Raw genomic sequence first — 21138 nt, 5'->3', positions numbered from 1 at the left:
CTGGCTGAATCAGCAGGGGGTAAAAAAAGGCCCGCACGCGGCGGGCCTGAGTGAATTACTTCTATAACAGGGGCTTCAGGAAGCGTGCGGTGTGGGATTTCTCACACTCCGCCACGGTTTCTGGCGTGCCAGCAACCAGGATTTCACCGCCGCCGCTGCCGCCTTCCGGACCGAGATCGACAATCCAGTCTGCGGTTTTGACCACATCGAGGTTGTGCTCAATCACCACGATGGTGTTGCCCTGATCGCGCAGCTTATGCAGCACTTCCAGCAGCTGCTGGATATCGGCAAAGTGCAGGCCAGTGGTCGGCTCATCCAGAATGTAGAGCGTCTGACCCGTGCCACGCTTCGACAGCTCACGCGCCAGCTTCACACGCTGGGCTTCCCCGCCGGAAAGAGTGGTGGCGGATTGACCGAGGCGGATGTAGGTGAGACCGACATCGATCAGCGTCTGCAGCTTACGCGCCAGCGCTGGCACGGCATCAAAGAACTCTCGCGCCTCTTCGATAGTCATCTCCAGCACTTCGTGGATGCTCTTGCCTTTGTACTTCACTTCCAGCGTTTCACGGTTATAGCGTTTGCCTTTGCACTGGTCGCACGGCACATAAATGTCCGGCAGGAAGTGCATCTCGACTTTCAGCACGCCATCACCCTGGCAGGCTTCACAGCGTCCACCCCGCACGTTGAAGCTAAAGCGACCCGGATTGTAGCCGCGCGAACGCGCTTCCGGCACGCCCGCAAAGAGTTCACGCACCGGGGTAAAGATACCGGTGTAGGTGGCCGGGTTGGAGCGCGGTGTTCGACCAATCGGGCTCTGGTCGATGTCAATCACTTTGTCGAAGTGCTCCAGCCCCGCTACGTCACGGTAAGGTGCCGGTTCGGCGATGGTCGCGCCGTTCAGCGCCCGCTGGGCAATCGGGAACAGCGTATCGTTGATCAGGGTCGATTTACCCGAACCGGACACACCGGTAATACAGGTGAACAGCCCGACCGGCAGCGTCAGCGTGACATCCTTAAGGTTGTTGCCGCGAGCGCCGGTAATCTTCAGCACTTTGGCCGGATCGCCTTTAACGCGCTCCTCTGGCACCACAATGCCACGCTTGCCGCTCAGGTATTGACCGGTCAGCGACTCTTCCTGCGCCATAATCTGATCAACGGTGCCTTCCGCGACGACCTGGCCGCCGTGTACGCCTGCACCCGGACCGATGTCGATCACATGATCAGCGGCACGAATCGCATCTTCATCATGCTCAACCACGATTACGGTGTTACCGAGGTCGCGCAGATGAATCAGCGTGCCGAGCAGCCGTTCGTTGTCGCGCTGGTGCAGGCCGATTGAAGGCTCATCCAGCACATACATCACGCCGACCAGACCCGCACCGATCTGGCTGGCCAGACGGATACGCTGTGCTTCACCCCCGGACAGGGTCTCGGCGGAACGAGACATTGATAGATAGTTCAGGCCGACATTGACCAGGAAGCTCAGGCGATCGCCAATCTCTTTCAAAATTTTCTCAGCGATCTTCGCACGCTGGCCGCTGAGTTTCATGTTTTCAAAGAAGGACATCGCATGACCGATGCTCATCTCAGAGATGGTTGGCAGCGTGGTGTTCTCCACGAAGACGTGGCGCGCTTCACGACGCAGACGGGTACCTTCACAGCTGGCACAGGCGCGGTTGCTGATAAACTTCGCCAGCTCTTCGCGCACCGCAGAGGATTCCGTCTCTTTATAGCGGCGCTCCATGTTATTGAGCACGCCTTCAAACGGATGACGGCGAACCGAGGTATCGCCGCGATCGTTGATGTACTTAAATTCGATGCTCTCTTTGCCTGACCCATACAGAATCACTTTCTGCACGTTGTCAGGCAGGCTACCGAACGGCGCTTCAATATCAAAACTGAGGTGGTCCGCCAGCGAACGCAGCATCTGGAAATAGTAAAAGTTACGACGATCCCAGCCGCGGATAGCACCGCCCGCCAGCGAAAGTTCAGGGTTCTGCACCACGCGATCAGGATCGAAATATTGCTGTACGCCCAGGCCGTCACAGGTTGGACAGGCGCCCGCCGGGTTGTTAAAGGAGAACAGGCGCGGCTCCAGCTCACTCATGCTATAACCACAAATCGGGCAGGCGAAGTTCGCGGAGAAGAGCAGCTCTTCGGCCTCGCTGTCATCCATGTCCGCCACAATCGCCGTGCCGCCTGAGAGCTCCAGGGTTGTCTCAAAGGACTCTGCCAGACGCGTCGCCAGATCGTCACGCACTTTAAAGCGGTCAATCACCACTTCGATGGTGTGCTTCTTCTGCAGCTCCAGTTTCGGCGGGTCTGACAGGTCGCACACTTCGCCGTCAATACGCGCACGGATGTAGCCCTGCGTCGCCAGATTTTCCAGCGTTTTGGTGTGCTCACCCTTACGATCTTTCACTACCGGGGCCAGCAGCATCAGGCGACGACCTTCCGGCTGCGAGAGCACCTGATCCACCATCTGACTCACAGTCTGCGCCGCCAGCGGTACGTTGTGGTCCGGGCAGCGCGGTTCGCCTACGCGGGCAAACAGCAGACGCAGGTAGTCGTGGATCTCGGTGATGGTTCCCACCGTCGAACGTGGGTTATGCGAGGTGGATTTCTGCTCAATGGAAATGGCGGGCGACAAACCTTCGATATGATCGACGTCCGGCTTCTCCATTAACGAAAGAAACTGGCGCGCATACGCAGAGAGCGACTCCACATAGCGGCGCTGACCTTCCGCATACAGCGTATCAAACGCCAGTGAGGATTTACCGGACCCTGACAGGCCGGTTACCACAATGAGTTTGTCGCGTGGGATGGTCAGGTTGATGTTTTTCAAATTATGGGTGCGGGCACCACGAACTTCGATCTTATCCATTCACCTTTCCCGGATTAGCTGCACTCACCGTGCCTTGCCGACACGGCCAGAATAAACGTGTCATTATGGCACAAAAAATAGACTGAATATATATCCAGTACTCTCAGGCCTGGAAGCGGAGAGGGATTAAAACTGGAACCCCGCTCGAAAGTGGGAAACAGTCCGCAGGACGTGTTAGAATTGATGGATTAGACTGTATGCATTAACTCATCGGGAGACAGCAACATGGCCAGTCGTGGCGTTAACAAAGTGATTCTTGTCGGGAATCTGGGTCAGGATCCGGAAGTACGTTACATGCCAAATGGTGGCGCGGTTGCCAACATTACGCTGGCTACGTCGGAAAGCTGGCGCGACAAGCAGACCGGTGAAAACAAAGAGATCACGGAATGGCACCGTGTAGTGCTGTTTGGCAAACTGGCTGAAGTCGCAGGCGAATACCTGAAAAAGGGGTCGCAGGTCTACATCGAAGGCCAGCTGCGCACCCGTAAATGGCAGGATCAGGGTGGCCAGGAACGTTATACCACTGAAGTCGTGGTTAACGTTGGCGGCACCATGCAGATGCTGGGTGGCCGTCAGCAGGGCGGCAATGCCGGTGCAGGCGCGCAGGGTGGTGGCAACAACAATGGCTGGGGTCAGCCGCAGCAGCCGCAGGGCAACAACAACCAGTTCAGTGGTGGCGCGCAGTCCCGTCCGCAGCAACAACCGCAGAGCGCTCCGGCCAGCAACAACAACGAACCACCAATGGATTTCGACGACGATATTCCATTCTGATTCCGCTGAACTGAGAATGCAAAAAAGCCCGCTTATGCGGGCTTTTTTATGCACGGCTTTTGCATGCGGTTACGACCACTCCGTCACAATATCCTCTGTGCTCAGCACGCGCGGCACGTTGCCCGGAATCGACAATGAGGACCAGACTTCATTGTGCTGGTTTATCAACGCTTCAGCGCTGACCCAGTGACGATCGGCGGTGGTGTGCGCATCAGCAGCAACCGTAATGGCATAACCCGCACTGGCACCCACTTTTATGGTGGTATCCAGACAGTAGTCAGTGGCGCAACCGCATACCACAAACTCTTCCACCGCCAGCTTCTTTAACAGTGCGGCCAGCTCAGTCTGCCAGAAGCTGTCGCAGGCGGTTTTTGTCACGTAATGTGCGCCAGCAGGCTGAACCAGTTCTGGCAGCAGATTAAAAGTGTCATTTCCCTCGCACATCGCGCCTTCGCGGTGCTGGATAAAAAGGGTGATATCGGCGCGTTCAGTCAGCCGGTTAATCTGCGCCACCCGTCCCGCCTGGTCGAAGCGCGGCGAGCTGAAGACCCCATTCTGCATATCGATAACCACTACCACACGCTGTGCCATACTTAACCCACTCCGCCTGAAAAAAACAGTGTTATCTACGGCGTTGCGGATAGCAATCTTTTGCATTTTAGCCCCGGTCACAGGCATGCTTAGCAGACGGGTTAAATAAGGAGAGAGAAGTGAACGGTGTTCCGGCAAGTTTCCCCTGTGAAAAAGATCGCGCCCGGTTCCGGCAACTCGCAGAGCTGCCCGGTGTGGAACTCTATCAGGCCCACATCTCTCGCTACGCCTTTGAACCTCACACTCATGAAGCCTTTGGGATCGGCACCATTGAAGCGGGCGCACAGCGCTTTCGCTATCGCGGCACCGAATATACTGCGCCGGAGAACTCACTGGTCATGATGAACCCGGATGAGCTGCACACCGGTGAGTCAGCGTGCGAAGAGGGCTGGCGCTATCAGATGATCTACATCCAGCCGCAGCTGATGGATGAACTGACCGGCGACCGCGGCTGGTGGTTTAACGAGGCGCTGCTGACCGATCCGCGCGTGGCGCAGCCGCTTTCCCGCCGGCTTGCCGCACTCTGGCAGGCAGAGTCTGAACTGGCGCGCCAGAGCCTGATTGCTGAGCTGCTACTGCAAATCCGTCCGCTGGCGCGTATGTCCTCACAGGGCAGACCCGATGCCCGGCATCGTTTTGATCAGGTCAGAGAATTTTTGCGCGCAAACCTCGCAGAACCGGTGCGGCTGGAGGAGCTGGCGGCGCTGGCTTCACTGTCGCCGTGGCACTTCTTACGTGCCTTTCGCCAGCACTATCACGTTACGCCGCATCAGATGCTGATGGCTTTCCGGCTCTATGACGCCAAGCAAAGGCTGGCACAGGGTGAAGCGGCCGCCAGCGTCGCGGCGGCGGTTGGATTAACCGATCAGGCTCATCTCACCCGCGCCTTTGCTCACCGTTATGGCATTACGCCGGGCCGCTATCAAAAGCAGGTCCGCCAGCCCTGATACCACCGCAATCTGCTACAAGCATTTCCCGCCCGAACCCGCCACACTCTGCCAAAAGTCTGTATAAGGAAGAAATCATGTTTGCGGGAATTATGTTTGCCGTCACCGCCGGGCTGATGTGGGGGCTGATCTTTGTCGGGCCGCTGCTGGTGCCAGACTATCCCGGCGCACTGCAATCAGCGGGACGCTATGTGGCGTTTGGTCTGATTGCGCTGCCGCTGGCCTGGCACAGCCGTCGTCGTCTGCGTCAGCTGTCACGCGCTGACTGGCTTGAGGCCATGAAGCTCTCGCTGGTGGGAAACCTCTTCTACTATGCGTTTCTGGCGAACGCCATTCAGCGTACCGGCGGGCCGGTCTCCACCATGATTATCGGCACGCTGCCGGTGGTGATAGCTGTCACGGCTAATCTCTGTTATGGCCATCTTGAAGGTCGGCTGCCGTGGCGGCGGCTGTTTCCGGCACTGGTCATGATGGCGGCTGGCTTACTCTGCGTGAATGCGGCGGAACTGCAGAGTCAGGGTGCCACGCTGGATCTCAGTCGTTATCTGACTGGCATCGTGCTGGCACTGTTGGCGGTAGCCTGCTGGACCTGGTATCCGCTGCGTAATGCCCGCTGGCTGCGCACGCATCCTGAACTGCGCCCCTCAACCTGGGCTACCGCGCAGGGGCTGGTGACGCTACCGTTGGCACTGATCCTGTACGCGCTGGTCAGCGTACAGCTCGCCTGGCAGCAGCCCGGTTTTTCCCTGCCGTTCGGGCCGCGCCCCACGGTATTCATCGCTTTGATGCTGACGATTGGCCTGCTCTGCTCCTGGCTTGGCACCTTATGCTGGAATGCTGCCAGCCAGCGTCTGCCCACCGTAATGATGGGGCCGCTGATCGTTTTCGAGATACTCTTTGGCCTGTTATGGACTTTTCTCTGGTATCAACGCTGGCCGCCGCAGCTCACTCTGATAGGAATTGTTTGTCTGATGGCGGGTGTGATCTGGGCAATGCGCATCAAACCACAACCGCAGGTAGTTACGATTAAAGAGTAAACCGTAAAACTCACCGAATACCTTTACCGCGCGGACAACACACTGCGCGGCTTTTTAAGATTAAACCCTATCCTGATTTGCTCGCTCTTCGGCAGATTTATACCGCGAAATCGATTTCATGGTTCCGCACTGTTGTCCGGTATTCCCCCATAACCTCATTCATCCTCCCTTTGTCAGTAAAAAAACGGCCCTTTCTGGCGACTGAAAGTAGCCTGTTCCATCTCTGGCAACCTTTCACTGGTCAGATATCGGTCATTAATCAGGAAAAATAGCGCAGCATTATGGACGTTACGCTTTTATCCGCTGCGGTTTATTGCGTTATGGTCCTGTGAAAAGGGGACTAAAAACCACCATTAACTTCACTCAGTGATAAATGAGTAAGAGAATTCCGCCGCTGCGTTAATAATTAAAGATTAATGTCTGGCATCAATGATGCGCAATGAAGAGAGCCAAAAGATAGAGTCATAACGTTAGTGATAAGGAGCAATAAACTATTTAACCCGGATTAATCCTGGAGAAAGTTAATGTAATGAACCCATCATCGGGAATTAAAGCGTAACCGCAAAATTCCAGGCAGATCCACCATTAACTCAAATGTACGGTGATTGTTTTTTGTGCGATGTTTAAAGCGGCTTAATGATGTTGAGACGATTTAGTTCCGACGATTAGCAGGGTTAAACTAAAAATGGGAAGGCCCAATCCCGCATAAACGGGATTGGGAGGGGAAGATAAGGCGTGGAATGCGAGACTTTTGCTGTTGTGAATCAATTTTACCGCAAAAAAAGAAGCTTAGCTGTGAAGCCATTCATTAGTTATAAATGGAGCGGAAAAGGGGGCCGCAATTGTCCTGTTAAATGATCTTCATCTCTTCTGGTAAGAACAAATCTCAGCGTTAAGTCTAAAAAGCGCGGTAGCATTAGGTTTAGCGATTCTCCGTGCTTGACGGATAGTGGTATACGCTGCGGCTGATATCTAATAAGCGGCAGCTGCGACGGGTGCCAATGTCGAAGGTAGTCTGCAGGAAATCTACAGCCTGTCGTTTTTCATTAGTCGTAAAGAAGTGCTTCAGAACGCTCTGCAGCATCTCTTTATCCGAGTTGAGGGTCTGCAGTTCGCGTGTGACATTCTGCAGTTTTTCTTCCAATTCCTTGATTTTTCTGCCTTCTTCCGAAGACAACCCAGAAAACTTCTTTTTCCAGCTATAGAACGTGGCTTCAGAGATGCCTAACTCTTCACAAATCTCTCTGACTTTCACGCCCGATTCAGAAGCTTTAATGGCATTTGTGATTTGATCTTCGCTGTATCGTGACTTTCTCATAAATGCTCTTACCTTTCTTATCGATTAATGGATGAGAATGACTTTAATAATTTCTGGCACTGTAAGATTTTATTAAGGCAGTATTAAAGTGCGCGAATTGAATTGCGAAGCCTAAATTAAGATATTTAGAAGAAATATCATCATGGGATAAATCTTATTTTATTCTTATCCGCGGAGCGTGCCTTCCTGGAGGCGGGTTTTTGTTATAAATTCATCGCATCCAAAATACGAAAAAATTCTACGTACACTGGATATTTAGCTTCGCCGACTTGATTAATATGCCGGTATAGCGCTTTAGGGTTGTTTTATTCTCAGCCTGAAATCGTTTCCATTTGAAGTGATTCGCGCCATTTATAATAAGAATTATCCTGAATTCACTCTCCGGATCATGATTTACATCTCAATTTTCGGACCAGTTTGGTCTGAAGTCATACATTTTCGCCAGGCCCACTGAGCGCTTATTAATTCGTTACAGGGATGTTGTACCGAAGCGGTTGTAGTTGAGTAATACTAAGGAAGAGTCGATGAAATTGAGCGTAATGTCTAATGCCGCCTGGATGATGTCTGAGAAGATCATCTCCGTTTTTGGCGTCATTTTTGTGACGTCTTACGTGGCGAAATCCTTTGGTCCAACGGTGTTTGGCCAGATGGCGTTTTCTACTTCACTATTTGCAATGGTGCAAACCGTCGCAATCTTTGGCACCGAAACCATTCTGTTTAAGCGCGTCAGCAAAAATGCGTCGAAAGGCCTGCGTCTGATGACCATCGCCCGTACGCTGCGCATGGTACTGTTGCTGGTCACTTCGGTGCCAGTCTTAATTTGGGTCTGGTACAACATGCAGGAAAACTTCCTGGCGTTTGCACTGGCCTCATTTGTTGCCTCGGTTTTTGTCACCCAGGACACCTTCAGCGTTTATAACAACGCACGTCTTGCCTCGCGTCTTAACACCATCGCTAACGCGGTGGGCATGCTGCTGAGTTTCGGCATCAGCTTTACCGTGGCCTGGCTGCGTCTTAATCCGCTCTGGCTGACGCTGTCGATTGTTGCCGTGACGCTGGTGCCTTACCTGATCAAGCGGCACAACTTCTATCAGGACCATCAGGATCAGATGCCACCGCGCGAAAAGCGCACCGCCTATCTGCGGTATCTGATGTATGCCGGTCTGCCGCTGGCGATCTCCAGCATCTTTATCTCGGTGCAGGTCAAAGCGGCGCAGATGTTTCTGGCAGGCACGGCACCTGCGCGCGATCTCGGTCTCTTTGCGGCGGCGAATACTATTTCCGCCTCCTGGATTTTTATCCCGGTTGCGCTGATCACCTCCTGCTTCACTGAAATCTTCAGGGAGCGCGGCGAGGTCGCCATTAAGCTGGCTGCCCGGCTCAATGGCTACGTTATGGCGGTTTCATTGCTGATGCTGCTCGTCATTTCGCTTTACGGCGAGCAGATCATCATCGCGTTGTATGGACCGGAATACACACAGTCAGGAAGTCTCATTACGTTGCTGTCGATAGCGACCAGCTTTTCGGCAATGGGGACCGTAGCGTATCGCTACATGGTCAAAGAGGGAGGATTTAACTACTTGCTGAGGAAAATCATCTGCCTGATGGTTATCAGTCTGCCGCTCTCCTGGTGGTTGATCCAGGGTCACGGCATCATGGGGGCCGCGTGGAGCGTTTTCCTTTCAGAACTTTTGTCCCTGACCGTAATGAATTACTTCTTTAAAAACGGCGTCATTCAAAAGATTCAGGTTTCCTCACTCAACTACAAAACATACAAATGAGGTCAGATATGCTCAAGTTGAAAGAAGAACTCAGAAGAAGTGTGCAGTACTTTATCAAGAAGATGCCCTGGGCTTATCAGGACCGCATCTACTACTTCCATAAGTTCAGAAAGCTGCCTAATCTGCGTCAGCCAAAAGTGTTCAACGAGAAGGTGTTGTACCGTAAGTTTATCTTCGGCGATTACCAGAACTATGGTCGTCTGTCAGATAAGTACTCGGTGCGCGAATTCATTGCTGAAAAAATCGGTAATGAATACCTGATCCCGCTGGTACATGAAACCACTGACCCGACCACGCTGAACAGCCTGCCTTGCTGGAAGGGAACGGTGATCAAGCCGAACCACGCTTCCAACATGGTAGAAATTCTGCTGGAAGAGCCGGACGCGCTGCGTAAGCAGCAGATCATTCATGACTGTTATCGCTGGCTGAAGACCGACTTCGCCAACGAAGCGCGTGAGATTCACTATCGCTACATCAAGCCACGCATCCTGGTTGAGAAGTACATTGGTGATGGCAAAAGCGCGCCGATCGATTACAAGTTTCATATGTTCAACAAGCGTGATGGCAGGTTTGAATATGTGCTGCAGGTGATCTACAACCGCTGTCAGCCGCTGCTGTCGATGAATTTCTATGTGAATAACCTCAATGAGGCCTATCACAAGATTCGCGATACCGGTCTGGATGTGTCACCGATTATGCCATCACTGGAACATGCGCTCGAACTGAGCAAGAAGCTGGCCAGTGATTTCGACTACGTGCGTGTGGACTGGTATATCCATGACGAGCATATCTACTTTGGCGAACTGACCTTCACCCCAGGTGCAGGGCTGGTTACCGGATTGGATCGTGGTTTAAACCAGATGATGGGAGATATGTGGATTCAGGACCGCCGCGGAACGCAGAGCCCGGGCGTTACAGTGCAGGATGTTAATATTCCTGCCATATTGAAGAAAATTTAAGTTCACACAGCAATATAAAAAACCCCGCTAAGCGGGGTTTTTTATGCGTAAAAATCAGGGCATCGGCCAGTCGGCAGGCGCCTGGCTCATCACATCGATAAAGGCGTGCTTTGAGATTTCCACGAAGTTATGCACGTTTTCCATGCTCAGGGTAATGCCCATCAGACCGGTAACAAACCAGCAGGTCATGCCTAAACCAATCCCGCCACACATAAAGGCCATCACGTGACGGCTATCCTGACGAAGTTTGGTTTTCAGGGTGCTGGCAAAAAACATCAAGATTGCGCTCAGCAGTTCCCAACGCATAACAAGAAAACTGGCGGTTAACGTAGCCATCGGCCGGACCTCAATATCAGTAAGTATTCCTGACAATCTGCGGACATCACCGGCGACAAAAAAGTGTGTCAGGTAGGACTTTTTCGCCGTCAACCCAGGTTCAAAGTGTGACTTGGGTCACATTATATCACCCGATTTTAAATTTTGAACAAAATTTGACTCTTGTATGGTAGTGACGTGCAGGAAAAGTGAGCAGCAGAAGAAGAACGGCGGGGAAATCAGTCAGATGCGCCCGGAGCGGGCGCAGCGAAGCATTAACGGACCGGGCAGCACTCGCCGGTGGTGCGCTGGGTAAAGCTGTTGATCGGATCGTTACAACCAAAACTCAGCAGGCGAGGGCGCTGAATCGCCTGGCGTCGCATGGTGTGGCGGTATGCGGTCGGAGTCTGTGAAAACTGACGACGAAACACCCGTGAGAAGGTCTGCTGCGAGTCATAGCCATACTGCATCGCGATATCAAACACCGGGCGCTGTGTCTGCGACAGGGCTTCTGCTGCCAGCGTCAGGCGGCGCTCACGAATATAGCCACCCAGCGTCTGTTTCGTCACGGAACGGAACATACGCTGCAGGTGCCATTTCGAATAGCCTGATTTTGCCGCAACCTCATCAATCGACAGGCTCTTATCGAGGTTCTGGTCAATCCAGTCCGTCAGGGAATGAATGATCTCTTCTTGCATCATGGCCTCATCCTTCTGGTGCTTAATAAGGGGTAATGGGATTTTAGGGGTTTCAATGGAGAAGGAGTATAATTCCTCAAGTTAACTTGAGGTAAAGGGTCTGATGAAAAAAGAACGTAACTATCCAAAACCGGTCTTAACACCCGGTGAAGTGGCGCGCCGCAGCGGTGTGGCGGTCTCGGCGCTGCACTTTTATGAAACCAAAGGCCTCATTTTCAGTACCCGTAACAGCGGCAATCAGCGCCGATACAGTCGTGACGTGCTGCGACGCGTGGCGATCATCAAGATTGCTCAGCGCATTGGCATCCCGCTGGCAACGGTCAGTGACAGTCTCGACCACATTCCGCCAGATAAGCGCATGTCGACGACGGAATGGGATGCGCTGACCCAGCACTGGCGTGAAGAACTGGATAAGCGCATTGAAACCCTGACCCGCCTGCGCAATGACCTGGATGGCTGTATCGGCTGCGGCTGCCTGTCGATGCGTGACTGCCCGCTGCGTAATCCCGGTGACCGGCTGGGTCAGCAGGGGTCAGGTGCAGTGCTGCTCGACCCGGAACAGGATGATAAACATCCGTCTGTGGAGTGACGTCTATACTTGGTGAAGGTCAAAACACAGGGAATCATGATGATCACCGTTCACCATCTTGAGAAATCGCGCTCGCATCGGGTGCTGTGGCTGCTGGAAGAGCTGGAAGTGCCGTATCAGATTAAACGCTATCAACGTGAACCGACCATGCTGGCCCCGGAAGCGCTGAAAAAAGTGCACCCACTGGGAAAATCGCCGGTCATTACTGACGGGAACCAGGTGGTAGCAGAATCGGGTGCCATTCTCGAATACCTTGAAGAGAAATATGATCATGAATTCCGCCTGAAAGTGAGTGATGAGGCGTCACGGTTACAGTGCCGCTACTGGCTGCACTATGCCGAAGGCTCGCTGATGCCGCTGCTGGTGATGAAACTGATCTTCGGTCAGATGGGTAAAGCGCCGGTGCCCTGGCTGCTGCGTCCGGTCGGCGCGGCATTTGGCAAAGGGGTACAGAAGGCGTTTCTGGATAAACAGCTCAAGCCGCACAGGCAGATGATTGAACAGCATCTGGCAGCCAATCCGTGGTTTGCCGGTGAGCGTTTCACCATTGCGGATATCCAGATGAGCTTTCCGCTGCTGGCACTGGCGCGCCGTGCCGGACTGGATCGGATGCCTGCCACTGAGAAATGGTTGCAGACAGTGCAGCAGCGTGCGGCCTGGCATCGCGCGATTGCGCAGGGCGGCGAGCTTTCGCTGCCAGGTTAATCGTCTCTCTCCGCCGGCGTATCCTGTTTCATCACGACTGCGCCGGTGCGAATCCTTCCTTTATATGACATTAACGTTATGGTCTCAGCGTTTCGGGCTGGTCTCTGCCAGCCTCTTGCGTCCAATCTTATGCCAAAGAATCTCCCTCTTAGAGTTGAAAACGTGGCGCTAAACGCCGGATAATCGCATGCCTTTTTATCTGGCCGCTTTTGACGGCTAATTATCTGCGGCAAGGTAAACGTTTGCCTGGTGGTGAATCCCGACGGTGAGGCCGTTTACCCGCTTATTCCAGGGACAGCGATGGTCGCAGAGCGATCCACACAACAAAAATTTTTGAGGCTCAACTATGTCAACTGAATCACGCCCGGCCAGTGGTAAACTGGACGCCTGGTTCTCGATCTCGGCGCGCGGCAGCAGCGTGCGTCAGGAAATTCTGGCCGGACTCACCACCTTCCTGGCGATGGTTTACTCCGTCATCGTGGTACCGGGGATGCTGGGCAAAGCCGGTTTCTCGCCCTCCGCCGTGTTTGTCGCCACCTGTCTGGTCGCCAGCTTTGGTTCCATCCTTATGGGGCTGTGGGCCAATCTGCCAATGGCCATTGGCTGCGCCATCTCCCTGACTGCTTTTACCGCTTTCAGCCTGGTGCTGGGTCAGCACATCAGCGTGCCGGTGGCGCTGGGCGCGGTGTTCCTGATGGGCCTGCTGTTTACCCTGATCTCCGTGACCGGCATTCGTGCCTGGATTTTGCGTAACCTGCCGATGGGCGTGGCGCACGGCACCGGTGTCGGGATTGGCCTGTTTCTGCTGCTCATCGCCGCTGACGGCGTGGGTCTGGTGGTGAAAAACCCGGCTCCGGGCCTGCCGGTGGCACTCGGTCACTTCACCACTTTCCCGGTGATGATGACGCTGCTGGGACTGGCCGCGATTATCGGACTGGAGAAGCGCCGGGTACCGGGCGGCATCCTGCTGACGATTATTGCTATTTCGCTGATTGGCCTGATCTTTGACCCGTCGGTGACATATCAGGGACTGTTTGCCCTGCCGAGCCTGCGTGACGCCAGCGGTCAGTCGCTGCTGTTCAGCCTCGACATCATGGGGGCGATGCAGCCTGTGGTACTGCCCAGCGTGCTGGCACTGGTGATGACGGCGGTCTTTGACGCCACCGGCACCATTCGCGCGGTCGCGGGGCAGGCCAGTCTGCTGGATAAACAGGGCCAGATTATCAATGGCGGTCGTGCGCTGACCAGCGACTCCGTCAGCAGCCTGTTTGCGGGTCTGGTAGGCGCATCACCGGCTGCGGTCTATATCGAATCGGCGGCAGGGACAGCGGCCGGTGGTAAAACCGGTCTTACCGCGATTGTGGTCGGCCTGCTGTTCCTCGCCATCCTGTTTATGTCGCCGCTGGCTTATCTGGTGCCCGCTTACGCGACTGCGCCAGCCTTAATGTATGTGGGTCTGCTGATGCTCAGTAACGTGGCGAAAGTGGACTTCAGTGATTTTGTCGATGCGATGTCAGGCCTGCTCACTGCGGTGATTATCGTGCTCACCTGCAACATCGTCACCGGCATCATGATCGGTTTCGCCAGCCTTGTGGTGGGGCGTCTGTTCGCCGGTGAATGGCGTAAGCTCAACGTCGGCACCGTGATCATTGCCGTTGCGCTGGTGGCATTTTATGCCGGTGGCTGGGCGATCTGACTGTACAACCGGGCGTGCGGCTGCGCGCCCGGAATTTTCCACTTTTTTCCCGCCCGGCGCACGCGTAGCTGACAATCTTCACCGCAGTTTGTTTTACACTTTAGCGCTTAACCAATGATTGAAAGAAACGACGCCTAAGGAAAGCATGGAAATCTTTTTTACTATTCTCATCATGACGCTGGTCGTGTCGCTCTCTGGCGTCGCGGCCCGCATTCTCCCTTTTCAGATCCCGTTGCCGCTTGTGCAGATCGCCGTAGGTGCGATGCTGGCCTGGCCAACGTTTGGTCTGCATGTCGACTTTGATCCGGAGCTGTTTCTGGTGCTGTTCATCCCGCCGCTGCTGTTCGCAGATGGCTGGAAAACGCCGATCAGTGAGTTCCTGCATCATGGTCGCGAAATCATCGGCTTAGCGCTGGCGCTGGTGCTGATTACCGTGATCGGCATCGGCTATCTGATCTACTGGATGGTGCCAGGTATCCCGTTGATCCCGGCCTTTGCGCTGGCGGCAGTGCTGTCGCCGACCGATGCTGTAGCGCTCTCCGGCATTGTCGGTGAAGGTCGCATTCCCAAGAAGATTATGTCGATCGTGCAGGGTGAAGCCCTGATGAATGACGCATCGGGCCTGGTATCACTGAAGTTTGCCGTCGCCGTCGCCATGGGCACCATGGTGTTTACCTGGGGCGGTGCCAGCGTTGAGTTCCTGAAAGTCGCCATTGGCGGCCTGATTGCTGGTGTGGCCATCTGCTGGCTGTACGGTAAATCGCTGCGCCTGCTCAGCCGCTGGAGCGGTGACGATCCGGCGACGCAGACCGTGCTGCTGCTGCTGCTGCCATTCGCCTCTTATCTGATTGCCGAACATCTGGGTGTCTCAGGCATCCTGGCGGCTGTCGCGGCCGGTATGACCATCACCCGTTCCGGCATTATTCGTCAGGCTCCGCTGGCGATGCGCCTGCGTGCCAACAGCGTCTGGCAGATGCTGGAGTTCGTGTTCAACGGCATGGTCTTCCTGATGCTGGGCCTGCAGCTGCCGGACATTCTGCAGACCTCAATCGACCAGGCGCAGGCCGATCCGAATGTGGAACTGTGGATGCTGTTCGCCGATATCGGGCTGGTCTATGCCGCGCTGATGATCGTGCGTTTTGGCTGGCTGTGGATTATGCAGCGCTTCAGCAAACGCCTGCTGAAGAAGAAGCCGCTGGAGTTCTCAAATTACTCGCTGCGTGAACTGCTGATCGCCTCGTTTGCCGGGGTACGCGGTGCAATCACCCTGGCCGGTGTGCTCTCTATCCCGCTGTTCCTGACCAACGGCGAGCCTTTCCCTGCGCGTTATGAGCTGGTGTTTATCGCCACCGGCGTGATTCTGTTCTCGCTGCTGGTAGGGGTCGTGATCCTGCCAATTTTGCTGCGCGGCATTGATAGTATCGACAAAGGTGCCCATCGCCGTGAGCTACAGAATGCCCGTGCGGTGATGGCGGGTGCAGCGATTGAGAGCCTGCACAAGATGGAAGAGCGGCTGGAGAATGAGTCAGAAGAGAACATCGATCCGGAACTGCTGAAAGAGGTCAGTCTGCGCGTGATTGGCAACTTACGCCGCCGCGCCGAAGGCAAGAATGATCTTGAACATGCATTGTTTGCTGAGAACCTTGAGCGTCGCTTCCGCCTGACCGGGCTGCGTGCCGAACGTGCGGAGGTCTATCATCTGCGCGCCACCCAGCAGATCTCCAATGAGACGATGCAGAAGTTACTGCACGACCTGGATCTGCTGGAAGCACTGCTGATCGAAAAAGAAGAGTAATTTGCTAACTGGCACGCCTGTGGATTCATGCGGGCGTGCCAGCTTTTCACACCGACAGGCGCGGCGGTTCATCCGGCCAGTGCTCGCGACAACAGTTGATCCACGCCTGCGCACTACGCGACAGATAACTCCCTTCCCGCCAGATCAATCCCAGACTCCACTTCAGCTCCGATTCCAGCGGCAGCCACAATAATGACTGCTTATCCAGCCGCTGACAGATCGGCTCCGGCAGAATCGCCACCCCCATCTCCGCCTGCACCATTGCCGCCAGAAAATCCCATTGACCGCTGCGCACCGCCACCGTTGGCGTCAGGCTAAGCCGCTGAAACGCCTGCATCAGCTGACGATTCAGCGAGAACTCCTCATTGAAAATCAGCAACGGGTGCGCTGCCAGCTCCGCCAGTCCTATCTGCTGGCGGCTGAGCCACGCCGGGCGGCGCGGCAGCAGCACGCAGAGCGGATGATGCATCAGAGGCAGGGTGTTCAGCGGCAGCCCGGCATCGACCGGCAGCGCGGTCAGAGCGATATCCAGCGTGCCCGCCAGCACCGCCTGCTGTACGGTCAGGCCGCCGAATTCAGAGATTTTCAGCTTCACGCCAGGATAGCGGCGGCGAAAGGCGGAAATCGATCCGGCTATCTGCATCCCGACCATCGGCGGAATACCGAGCCGCAGCTCACCGGTTTTGAGCTGGTTGATGTCACCAATCTCCGCCTCAAGTTGATGAAACTCCTGCAGGATCGCCAGGCCGCGCTGATAAACCGCCTGGCCGCTGTCGGTGAGGTGCAGACGGCGGCCATCCCGCAGGATCAGCGTACAGCCCAGCTCCTCCTCCAGCTGACGCAGCATTTTGCTGATGGTCGGCTGTGTCACAAACAGCTTTTGCGCTGCACGGGTAAAGCTCTGCTGGCGGACTACTTCAGTAAAGTAACGCAGGGCGCGGACATCCATAACTATTCCTTTAAGGCATGATTACGATAATTTTAATTCATTTTTTTCACCTTATGCGGACGATTTATACTGATGACATCATTTTAATGGGGAGACAAGGTGATGGCGTCAGCACTCGCTTTTCGCACTAACCGCGCCGTGCAGTGGCTCAGCCTGCCGCTGCAATTGGGCTTCTATATCGGCCTGTTTGTCGCCTGTGACCGGCTGGTGAGCTGGCTGAAGCTGCCGCTGCCCGCCAACATTGTCGGGATGTTGCTGCTGCTGGCATTAATCGTGACGCGTATTGTGCCGCTGAACTGGGTAAAAGCCGGGTCACGCTGGCTGCTGGCTGAGATGCTGCTGTTCTTTATCCCGGCGGTGGTGGCGGTGGTGAATTATGGCGATCTGCTGCGGGTCGATGGCTGGCGCATCTGCGTAGTGATTGGCGTCAGTACGCTGCTGGTGCTGGCCTCTACCGCCTGGGTGGTGGACCGGCTCTATCAGTATGAAGTCGCGCGCGCCGCGCGTAAGCAGGATCCTCATGCGTGATTTTTTGCTCAGCCTGCTGTGTGTGGCGGTTACGCTGCTGGTGTATGCGCTGAATAAACGGCTGTATCGCCGCTGGCGTACGCTGCTGTTAATGCCGCTGGTGATGACGCCGCTGGTACTGGTGGCGCTGCTGCTGCTGACCCACATCAGCTGGCAGGATTACATTGCAGAAAACCACTGGCTGCTCTGGCTGCTGGGCCCGGCGACGCTGGCGTTTGCGGTACCGGTCTACGAGAACGTAGCGATTATAAAGCGGCACTGGCTGTCGCTGAGCGCCGGTGTGCTCACCGCCACGCTGGTCGCCGTCTGCAGTTCGGTCTGGCTGGCACGGCTGCTGACGCTGCCGGAGTCAATCCAGCGCAGTCTTGCCGTGCGCTCCATTACTACGCCGTTTGCGCTGGCCGCCGCCGGGCCGATTGGTGGTCAGCCCGATCTGGTGGCGCTGTTTGTGGTCATTACTGGCGTGTTTGGCATGGTGGTGGGTGACGTGCTGTTTCTGCGCATCGCGATTAAGCAGGGGGTGGCGAAAGGGGCCGGGTTTGGGGCTGCGTCGCACGGTGCCGGAACGGCTCGCGCTTATCAGCTTGGACAGCAGGAGGGCGTCGTCGCCAGCCTGGTCATGATGCTCTCGGGAGTGGTGACCGTGATACTGGCTCCGGTGATTGGACACCTGATGTGGACAATATAGTCTACACTGCGTTGCGCAGGGACAGCTGCAATTCTGAACGCGACACGTATTTTTACGTAAAGTTTCCCGGATTTTGTTGTCTCCCCGTTTCAGGCTGTTAACCTTGCGGCCGAATTAATTGTCCTTCACGGAGTGGAATCATGTTTAAGCATCTTGTTACCGGAAGCGCCCTCGGGCTGGTTTTACTGAGCGGTGCCGCTCAGGCGATTGAAGGGAGTGTTGATGTCAGCGAACACAACACCAACCTGAATCTGGGTCTGGGCACCACTACACCCGGTCTGTTTCTGAAAGGTAACTGGCTGCGTAGCGACCATGATGGCAGCACCTACGGTGCCGGTCTGGGCTACAACGTTGACTTCGGGCCGCTGCGTCTGGCGCCGACCGCAAAAGCGATCTTCACCCATCCTGAAGATGGAAAAGATGGGTTTGCGGTGGCGGTGGGTGGTGCAGCGCACTATAGCCTGAACAGTATGTGGGGCCTGTATGGTGAATATTATTATGCGCCAGAGTCGTTCACCGATCAGCTCGACAGCTATCAGGAAGCCGCTGGCGGCCTGAGCTTCACGCCGGTTTCACTGCTTAACCTGCGTGTGGGTTATCAGTACATCGAACTGAACAACAAAGATGGACGCAAAGATAACGTGCTGGTCGATGGCCCGTACGTGGGTGCATCACTGCGCTTCTGATTCTGTTGCGTGAAAGAAAAGGGCGGCTACCTCGGTAGCCGCCCTTTTTTATTGTCCGATCGTCAGGAATGAAAAACGGCGATCAGTGCGCTTTACCCTGTTCAATCCCGGTACCGGTCTGCGAGCGAATAAACTGTGCGCGGAAGCGTGAACGCTCCTCTGCGCCCTGCTGCGAATGGTCGGTAATGGAGAAGAGCCAGATACCGACAAAGGCTACCACCATTGAGAACAGCGCCGGATACTCATACGGGAAAATCGGCGTGGCGTTGCCCAGCACCTGTACCCACACGGTCGGGCCCAGGATCATCAGGATAACCGCGGTCAGCAGACCGAGCCAGCCGCCCACCATCGCGCCACGTGTAGTGAGTTTTGACCAGTACATCGACAGCAGGATGATCGGGAAGTTACAGCTGGCCGCAATCGAGAAGGCCAGCCCGACCATGAAGGCGATGTTCTGCTTCTCAAACAGAATACCCAGCGCAATCGCCACCACGCCCAGTGCCAGCACGGTGATTTTAGAGACCCGCAGCTCATCTTTTTCGCTTGCCTGACCTTTACGATAGACGCTGGCGTAGAGGTCATGCGAAACCGCCGACGCGCCCGCCAGGGTTAAGCCTGCGACCACCGCCAGAATCGTGGCGAAGGCAACCGCAGAGATAAAGCCCAGGAAGGTGCTGCCGCCGACCGCGTTAGCCAGATGCACTGCCGCCATATTGGTGCCGCCAATCAGCGCGCCGCTGACATCTTTAAAGGCCGGGTTCGCACCCACCAGCAGAATCGCACCGAAGCCGATAATAAAGGTCAGGAAGTAGAAGTAGCCCATAAAGCCGGTGGCCCAGAAGACGCTTTTACGCGCCTCTTTGGCATCCGCGACGGTGAAGAAGCGCATCAGAATATGCGGTAAACCTGCCGTACCAAACATCAACCCCAGCCCCAGCGACAGCGCCGAGAGAGGATCTTTGACCAGCCCGCCAGGCTGCATAATCGCGATGCCTTTGGGATGGACCGCCATCGCCTCGGTGAACAGCGTATTAAAACTGAAGTTGGCCGCCTTCATCACCATTATGGCCATAAAGGAGGCACCAAATAGCAGCAGGACTGCTTTGATGATCTGCACCCAGGTGGTCGCCAGCATGCCGCCAAACAGTACATACATCACCATCAGAATGCCGACCAGAATCACCGCAACATGGTAGTTCAGGCCGAACAGCAGCTGGATGAGTTTACCGGCACCCACCATCTGGGCGATCAGGTAGAGCGCCACCACCACCAGTGAACCGCAGGCTGACAGGGTACGGATCGGCATCTGCTTCAGACGATAGGAGGCGACATCGGCAAAGGTATAGCGACCCAGGTTGCGCAGCCGCTCGGCGATTAAAAACAGAATCATCGGCCAGCCGACCAGGAAGCCGAGCGAGTAAATCAGCCCGTCATAGCCGGAGGTGTAGACCAGCGCTGAAATGCCCAGGAACGAGGCCGCTGACATGAAGTCACCCGCCATCGCCAGGCCATTCTGGAAGCCGGTGATATTGCCGCCTGCGGTGTAGTAGTCGTTACGCGAACGGGTTCGCTTTGACGCCCAGTACGTAATCCCCAGCGTGGCACCGACGAAAATCGTAAACATGATAATCGCCTGATAGTTGGTCGCCTGGCGCTGCACCGCACCGGTGATTGCATCGGCGGCCAGCGCTGAAAACGGCAACATTAAGGCCAGCAGCCACAAGGTGAGACGGGTCATGATTTCACCTCGCTGAGGATCGCTTTGGTTAAACGGTCAAACTCACCGTTGGCGCGCCAGACATAGACGCCGGTCAGCACAAACGACATCACAATCAGCCCGACACCAATCGGGATACCGCGGGTGACGTTGGTACCGGCATGCAGCGGCGCGCCGAGCCAGCCCGGTGCAAATGCAATCAGCAGGATAAAGCCAACATAGAGCACCAGCATGATCAGCGACAGCAGCGTCGCGAATGCCTGGCGCTTACGGACTAACTCATGAAAACGGGGATTACGTTCAATCTGCTGATTGATTGCATCCTGATTCGAAAGGGCGTCATTCATCACATTTTCTCCAGAGGGCTTGCAGGCGAGAACCTCACGACAGGGCGCGGATTCAGCTGGTTATAATTTTTGTGACTAGCGAAACAGACTGCGTAGGGCGGGTGTGGCGGGAAGCGATCTTCCCGCCGGACAGCGTG

General features: G+C 55.4%; 20 protein-coding genes. 12 read left to right on the top strand and 8 right to left on the bottom strand.

What is annotated here, in order from left to right:
• Positions 1-61: 61 nt before the first annotated feature.
• Complete coding sequence (gene uvrA, locus F3I44_RS12910) at positions 62-2884, bottom strand: excinuclease ABC subunit UvrA (protein ID WP_150012025.1); 2823 nt, start codon at positions 2882-2884, stop codon at positions 62-64.
• A gap of 225 nt (positions 2885-3109) precedes the next feature.
• Here uvrA and ssb1 point away from each other — a divergent pair, with 225 nt between their 5' ends.
• Positions 3110-3655 carry a single-stranded DNA-binding protein SSB1 gene (gene ssb1 / locus F3I44_RS12905; RefSeq protein ID WP_150012023.1) on the top strand — a complete coding sequence of 182 codons (546 nt, stop codon included), beginning with the start codon at positions 3110-3112 and terminating at the stop codon, positions 3653-3655.
• A 69-nt stretch (positions 3656-3724) separates the two neighbouring features.
• Here ssb1 and F3I44_RS12900 read toward each other — a convergent pair whose 3' ends face one another.
• Entirely contained in the window at positions 3725-4246 is a 522-nt protein-coding gene (locus F3I44_RS12900; RefSeq protein WP_150012021.1) for an isochorismatase family protein, read from the bottom strand.
• 119 nt (positions 4247-4365) lie between these two features.
• Between F3I44_RS12900 and F3I44_RS12895 the strand changes: the two genes are divergently transcribed.
• Together F3I44_RS12895 and F3I44_RS12890 are read left to right on the top strand one after the other, a co-directional pair.
• A complete protein-coding gene (locus tag F3I44_RS12895; RefSeq protein ID WP_150012019.1) occupies positions 4366-5193 on the top strand; it encodes an AraC family transcriptional regulator in 828 nt (275 codons plus the stop codon).
• 77 nt (positions 5194-5270) lie between these two features.
• A complete protein-coding gene (locus F3I44_RS12890) occupies positions 5271-6230 on the top strand; it encodes a DMT family transporter (protein ID WP_150012017.1) in 960 nt (319 codons plus the stop codon).
• 922 nt (positions 6231-7152) lie between these two features.
• On the opposite strand, the gene F3I44_RS12885 is transcribed toward F3I44_RS12890, so the two are convergent.
• The gene (locus tag F3I44_RS12885) at positions 7153-7548 is read right to left on the bottom strand and encodes a transposase (RefSeq protein WP_150012015.1); all 396 of its coding nucleotides are present in this window, start codon (positions 7546-7548) and stop codon (positions 7153-7155) included.
• Between the two features lie 524 nt (positions 7549-8072).
• On the opposite strand from F3I44_RS12885, the gene F3I44_RS12880 reads away from it, so the two are divergent.
• Positions 8073-9329, top strand: coding sequence for an oligosaccharide flippase family protein (locus F3I44_RS12880; RefSeq protein WP_013359794.1), 1257 nt, complete (start codon positions 8073-8075; stop codon positions 9327-9329).
• Positions 9330-9337: 8 nt separating this feature from the next.
• Positions 9338-10288, top strand: a complete 951-nt coding sequence (locus tag F3I44_RS12875) for an ATP-grasp fold amidoligase family protein (RefSeq protein WP_150019435.1) — start codon at positions 9338-9340, stop codon at positions 10286-10288.
• A 54-nt stretch (positions 10289-10342) separates the two neighbouring features.
• Here the strand turns inward: F3I44_RS12875 and F3I44_RS12870 are convergent, their stop codons facing one another.
• Both F3I44_RS12870 and soxS read right to left on the bottom strand, forming a co-directional pair.
• Positions 10343-10624 carry a YjcB family protein gene (locus F3I44_RS12870; RefSeq protein ID WP_150012011.1) on the bottom strand — a complete coding sequence of 94 codons (282 nt, stop codon included), beginning with the start codon at positions 10622-10624 and terminating at the stop codon, positions 10343-10345.
• 254 nt (positions 10625-10878) lie between these two features.
• Positions 10879-11304, bottom strand: coding sequence for a superoxide response transcriptional regulator SoxS (gene soxS, locus F3I44_RS12865; protein WP_150012009.1), 426 nt, complete (start codon positions 11302-11304; stop codon positions 10879-10881).
• 100 nt (positions 11305-11404) lie between these two features.
• Here soxS and soxR point away from each other — a divergent pair, with 100 nt between their 5' ends.
• The 4 genes from soxR (at position 11405) to F3I44_RS12845 (ending at position 16086) form a co-directional block, all read left to right on the top strand.
• Positions 11405-11890 carry a redox-sensitive transcriptional activator SoxR gene (soxR, locus tag F3I44_RS12860; RefSeq protein WP_150012007.1) on the top strand — a complete coding sequence of 162 codons (486 nt, stop codon included), beginning with the start codon at positions 11405-11407 and terminating at the stop codon, positions 11888-11890.
• Between the two features lie 39 nt (positions 11891-11929).
• Positions 11930-12595, top strand: a complete 666-nt coding sequence (locus tag F3I44_RS12855) for a glutathione S-transferase family protein (protein WP_150012091.1) — start codon at positions 11930-11932, stop codon at positions 12593-12595.
• Between the two features lie 346 nt (positions 12596-12941).
• Positions 12942-14291 carry an NCS2 family permease gene (locus F3I44_RS12850; RefSeq protein ID WP_150012005.1) on the top strand — a complete coding sequence of 450 codons (1350 nt, stop codon included), beginning with the start codon at positions 12942-12944 and terminating at the stop codon, positions 14289-14291.
• A gap of 145 nt (positions 14292-14436) precedes the next feature.
• The gene (locus tag F3I44_RS12845; protein WP_150019434.1) at positions 14437-16086 is read left to right on the top strand and encodes a Na+/H+ antiporter; all 1650 of its coding nucleotides are present in this window, start codon (positions 14437-14439) and stop codon (positions 16084-16086) included.
• A 46-nt stretch (positions 16087-16132) separates the two neighbouring features.
• Here the strand turns inward: F3I44_RS12845 and F3I44_RS12840 are convergent, their stop codons facing one another.
• Positions 16133-17035: a LysR family transcriptional regulator gene (locus F3I44_RS12840; protein ID WP_150012001.1), complete on the bottom strand. Its 903-nt coding sequence runs from the start codon at positions 17033-17035 to the stop codon at positions 16133-16135.
• Between the two features lie 102 nt (positions 17036-17137).
• On the opposite strand from F3I44_RS12840, the gene F3I44_RS12835 reads away from it, so the two are divergent.
• From F3I44_RS12835 to F3I44_RS12825, 3 genes are all read left to right on the top strand, one after another.
• Positions 17138-17563, top strand: a complete 426-nt coding sequence (locus F3I44_RS12835) for a CidA/LrgA family protein (RefSeq protein WP_150011999.1) — start codon at positions 17138-17140, stop codon at positions 17561-17563.
• Entirely contained in the window at positions 17556-18251 is a 696-nt protein-coding gene (locus tag F3I44_RS12830; protein ID WP_150011997.1) for an LrgB family protein, read from the top strand. Before F3I44_RS12835 ends, F3I44_RS12830 begins: the two co-directional genes overlap by 8 nt.
• Before the next feature lie 140 nt (positions 18252-18391).
• Entirely contained in the window at positions 18392-18937 is a 546-nt protein-coding gene (locus F3I44_RS12825) for a YfaZ family outer membrane protein (protein WP_150011995.1), read from the top strand.
• Positions 18938-19019: 82 nt separating this feature from the next.
• Here the strand turns inward: F3I44_RS12825 and F3I44_RS12820 are convergent, their stop codons facing one another.
• Both F3I44_RS12820 and F3I44_RS12815 read right to left on the bottom strand, forming a co-directional pair.
• Positions 19020-20675 carry a cation acetate symporter gene (locus F3I44_RS12820; protein WP_150011993.1) on the bottom strand — a complete coding sequence of 552 codons (1656 nt, stop codon included), beginning with the start codon at positions 20673-20675 and terminating at the stop codon, positions 19020-19022.
• Positions 20672-21001: a DUF485 domain-containing protein gene (locus tag F3I44_RS12815; RefSeq protein WP_150011991.1), complete on the bottom strand. Its 330-nt coding sequence runs from the start codon at positions 20999-21001 to the stop codon at positions 20672-20674. Before F3I44_RS12815 ends, F3I44_RS12820 begins: the two co-directional genes overlap by 4 nt.
• Positions 21002-21138 lie beyond the last annotated feature (137 nt).

The organism is Pantoea sp. F_5 (assembly GCF_008631595.1).
Taxonomy (GTDB): domain Bacteria; phylum Pseudomonadota; class Gammaproteobacteria; order Enterobacterales; family Enterobacteriaceae; genus Pantoea; species Pantoea gossypiicola.
Note: the sequence above shows the minus strand (reverse complement) of the source record. Positions and strands in the feature narration are given on the sequence as shown.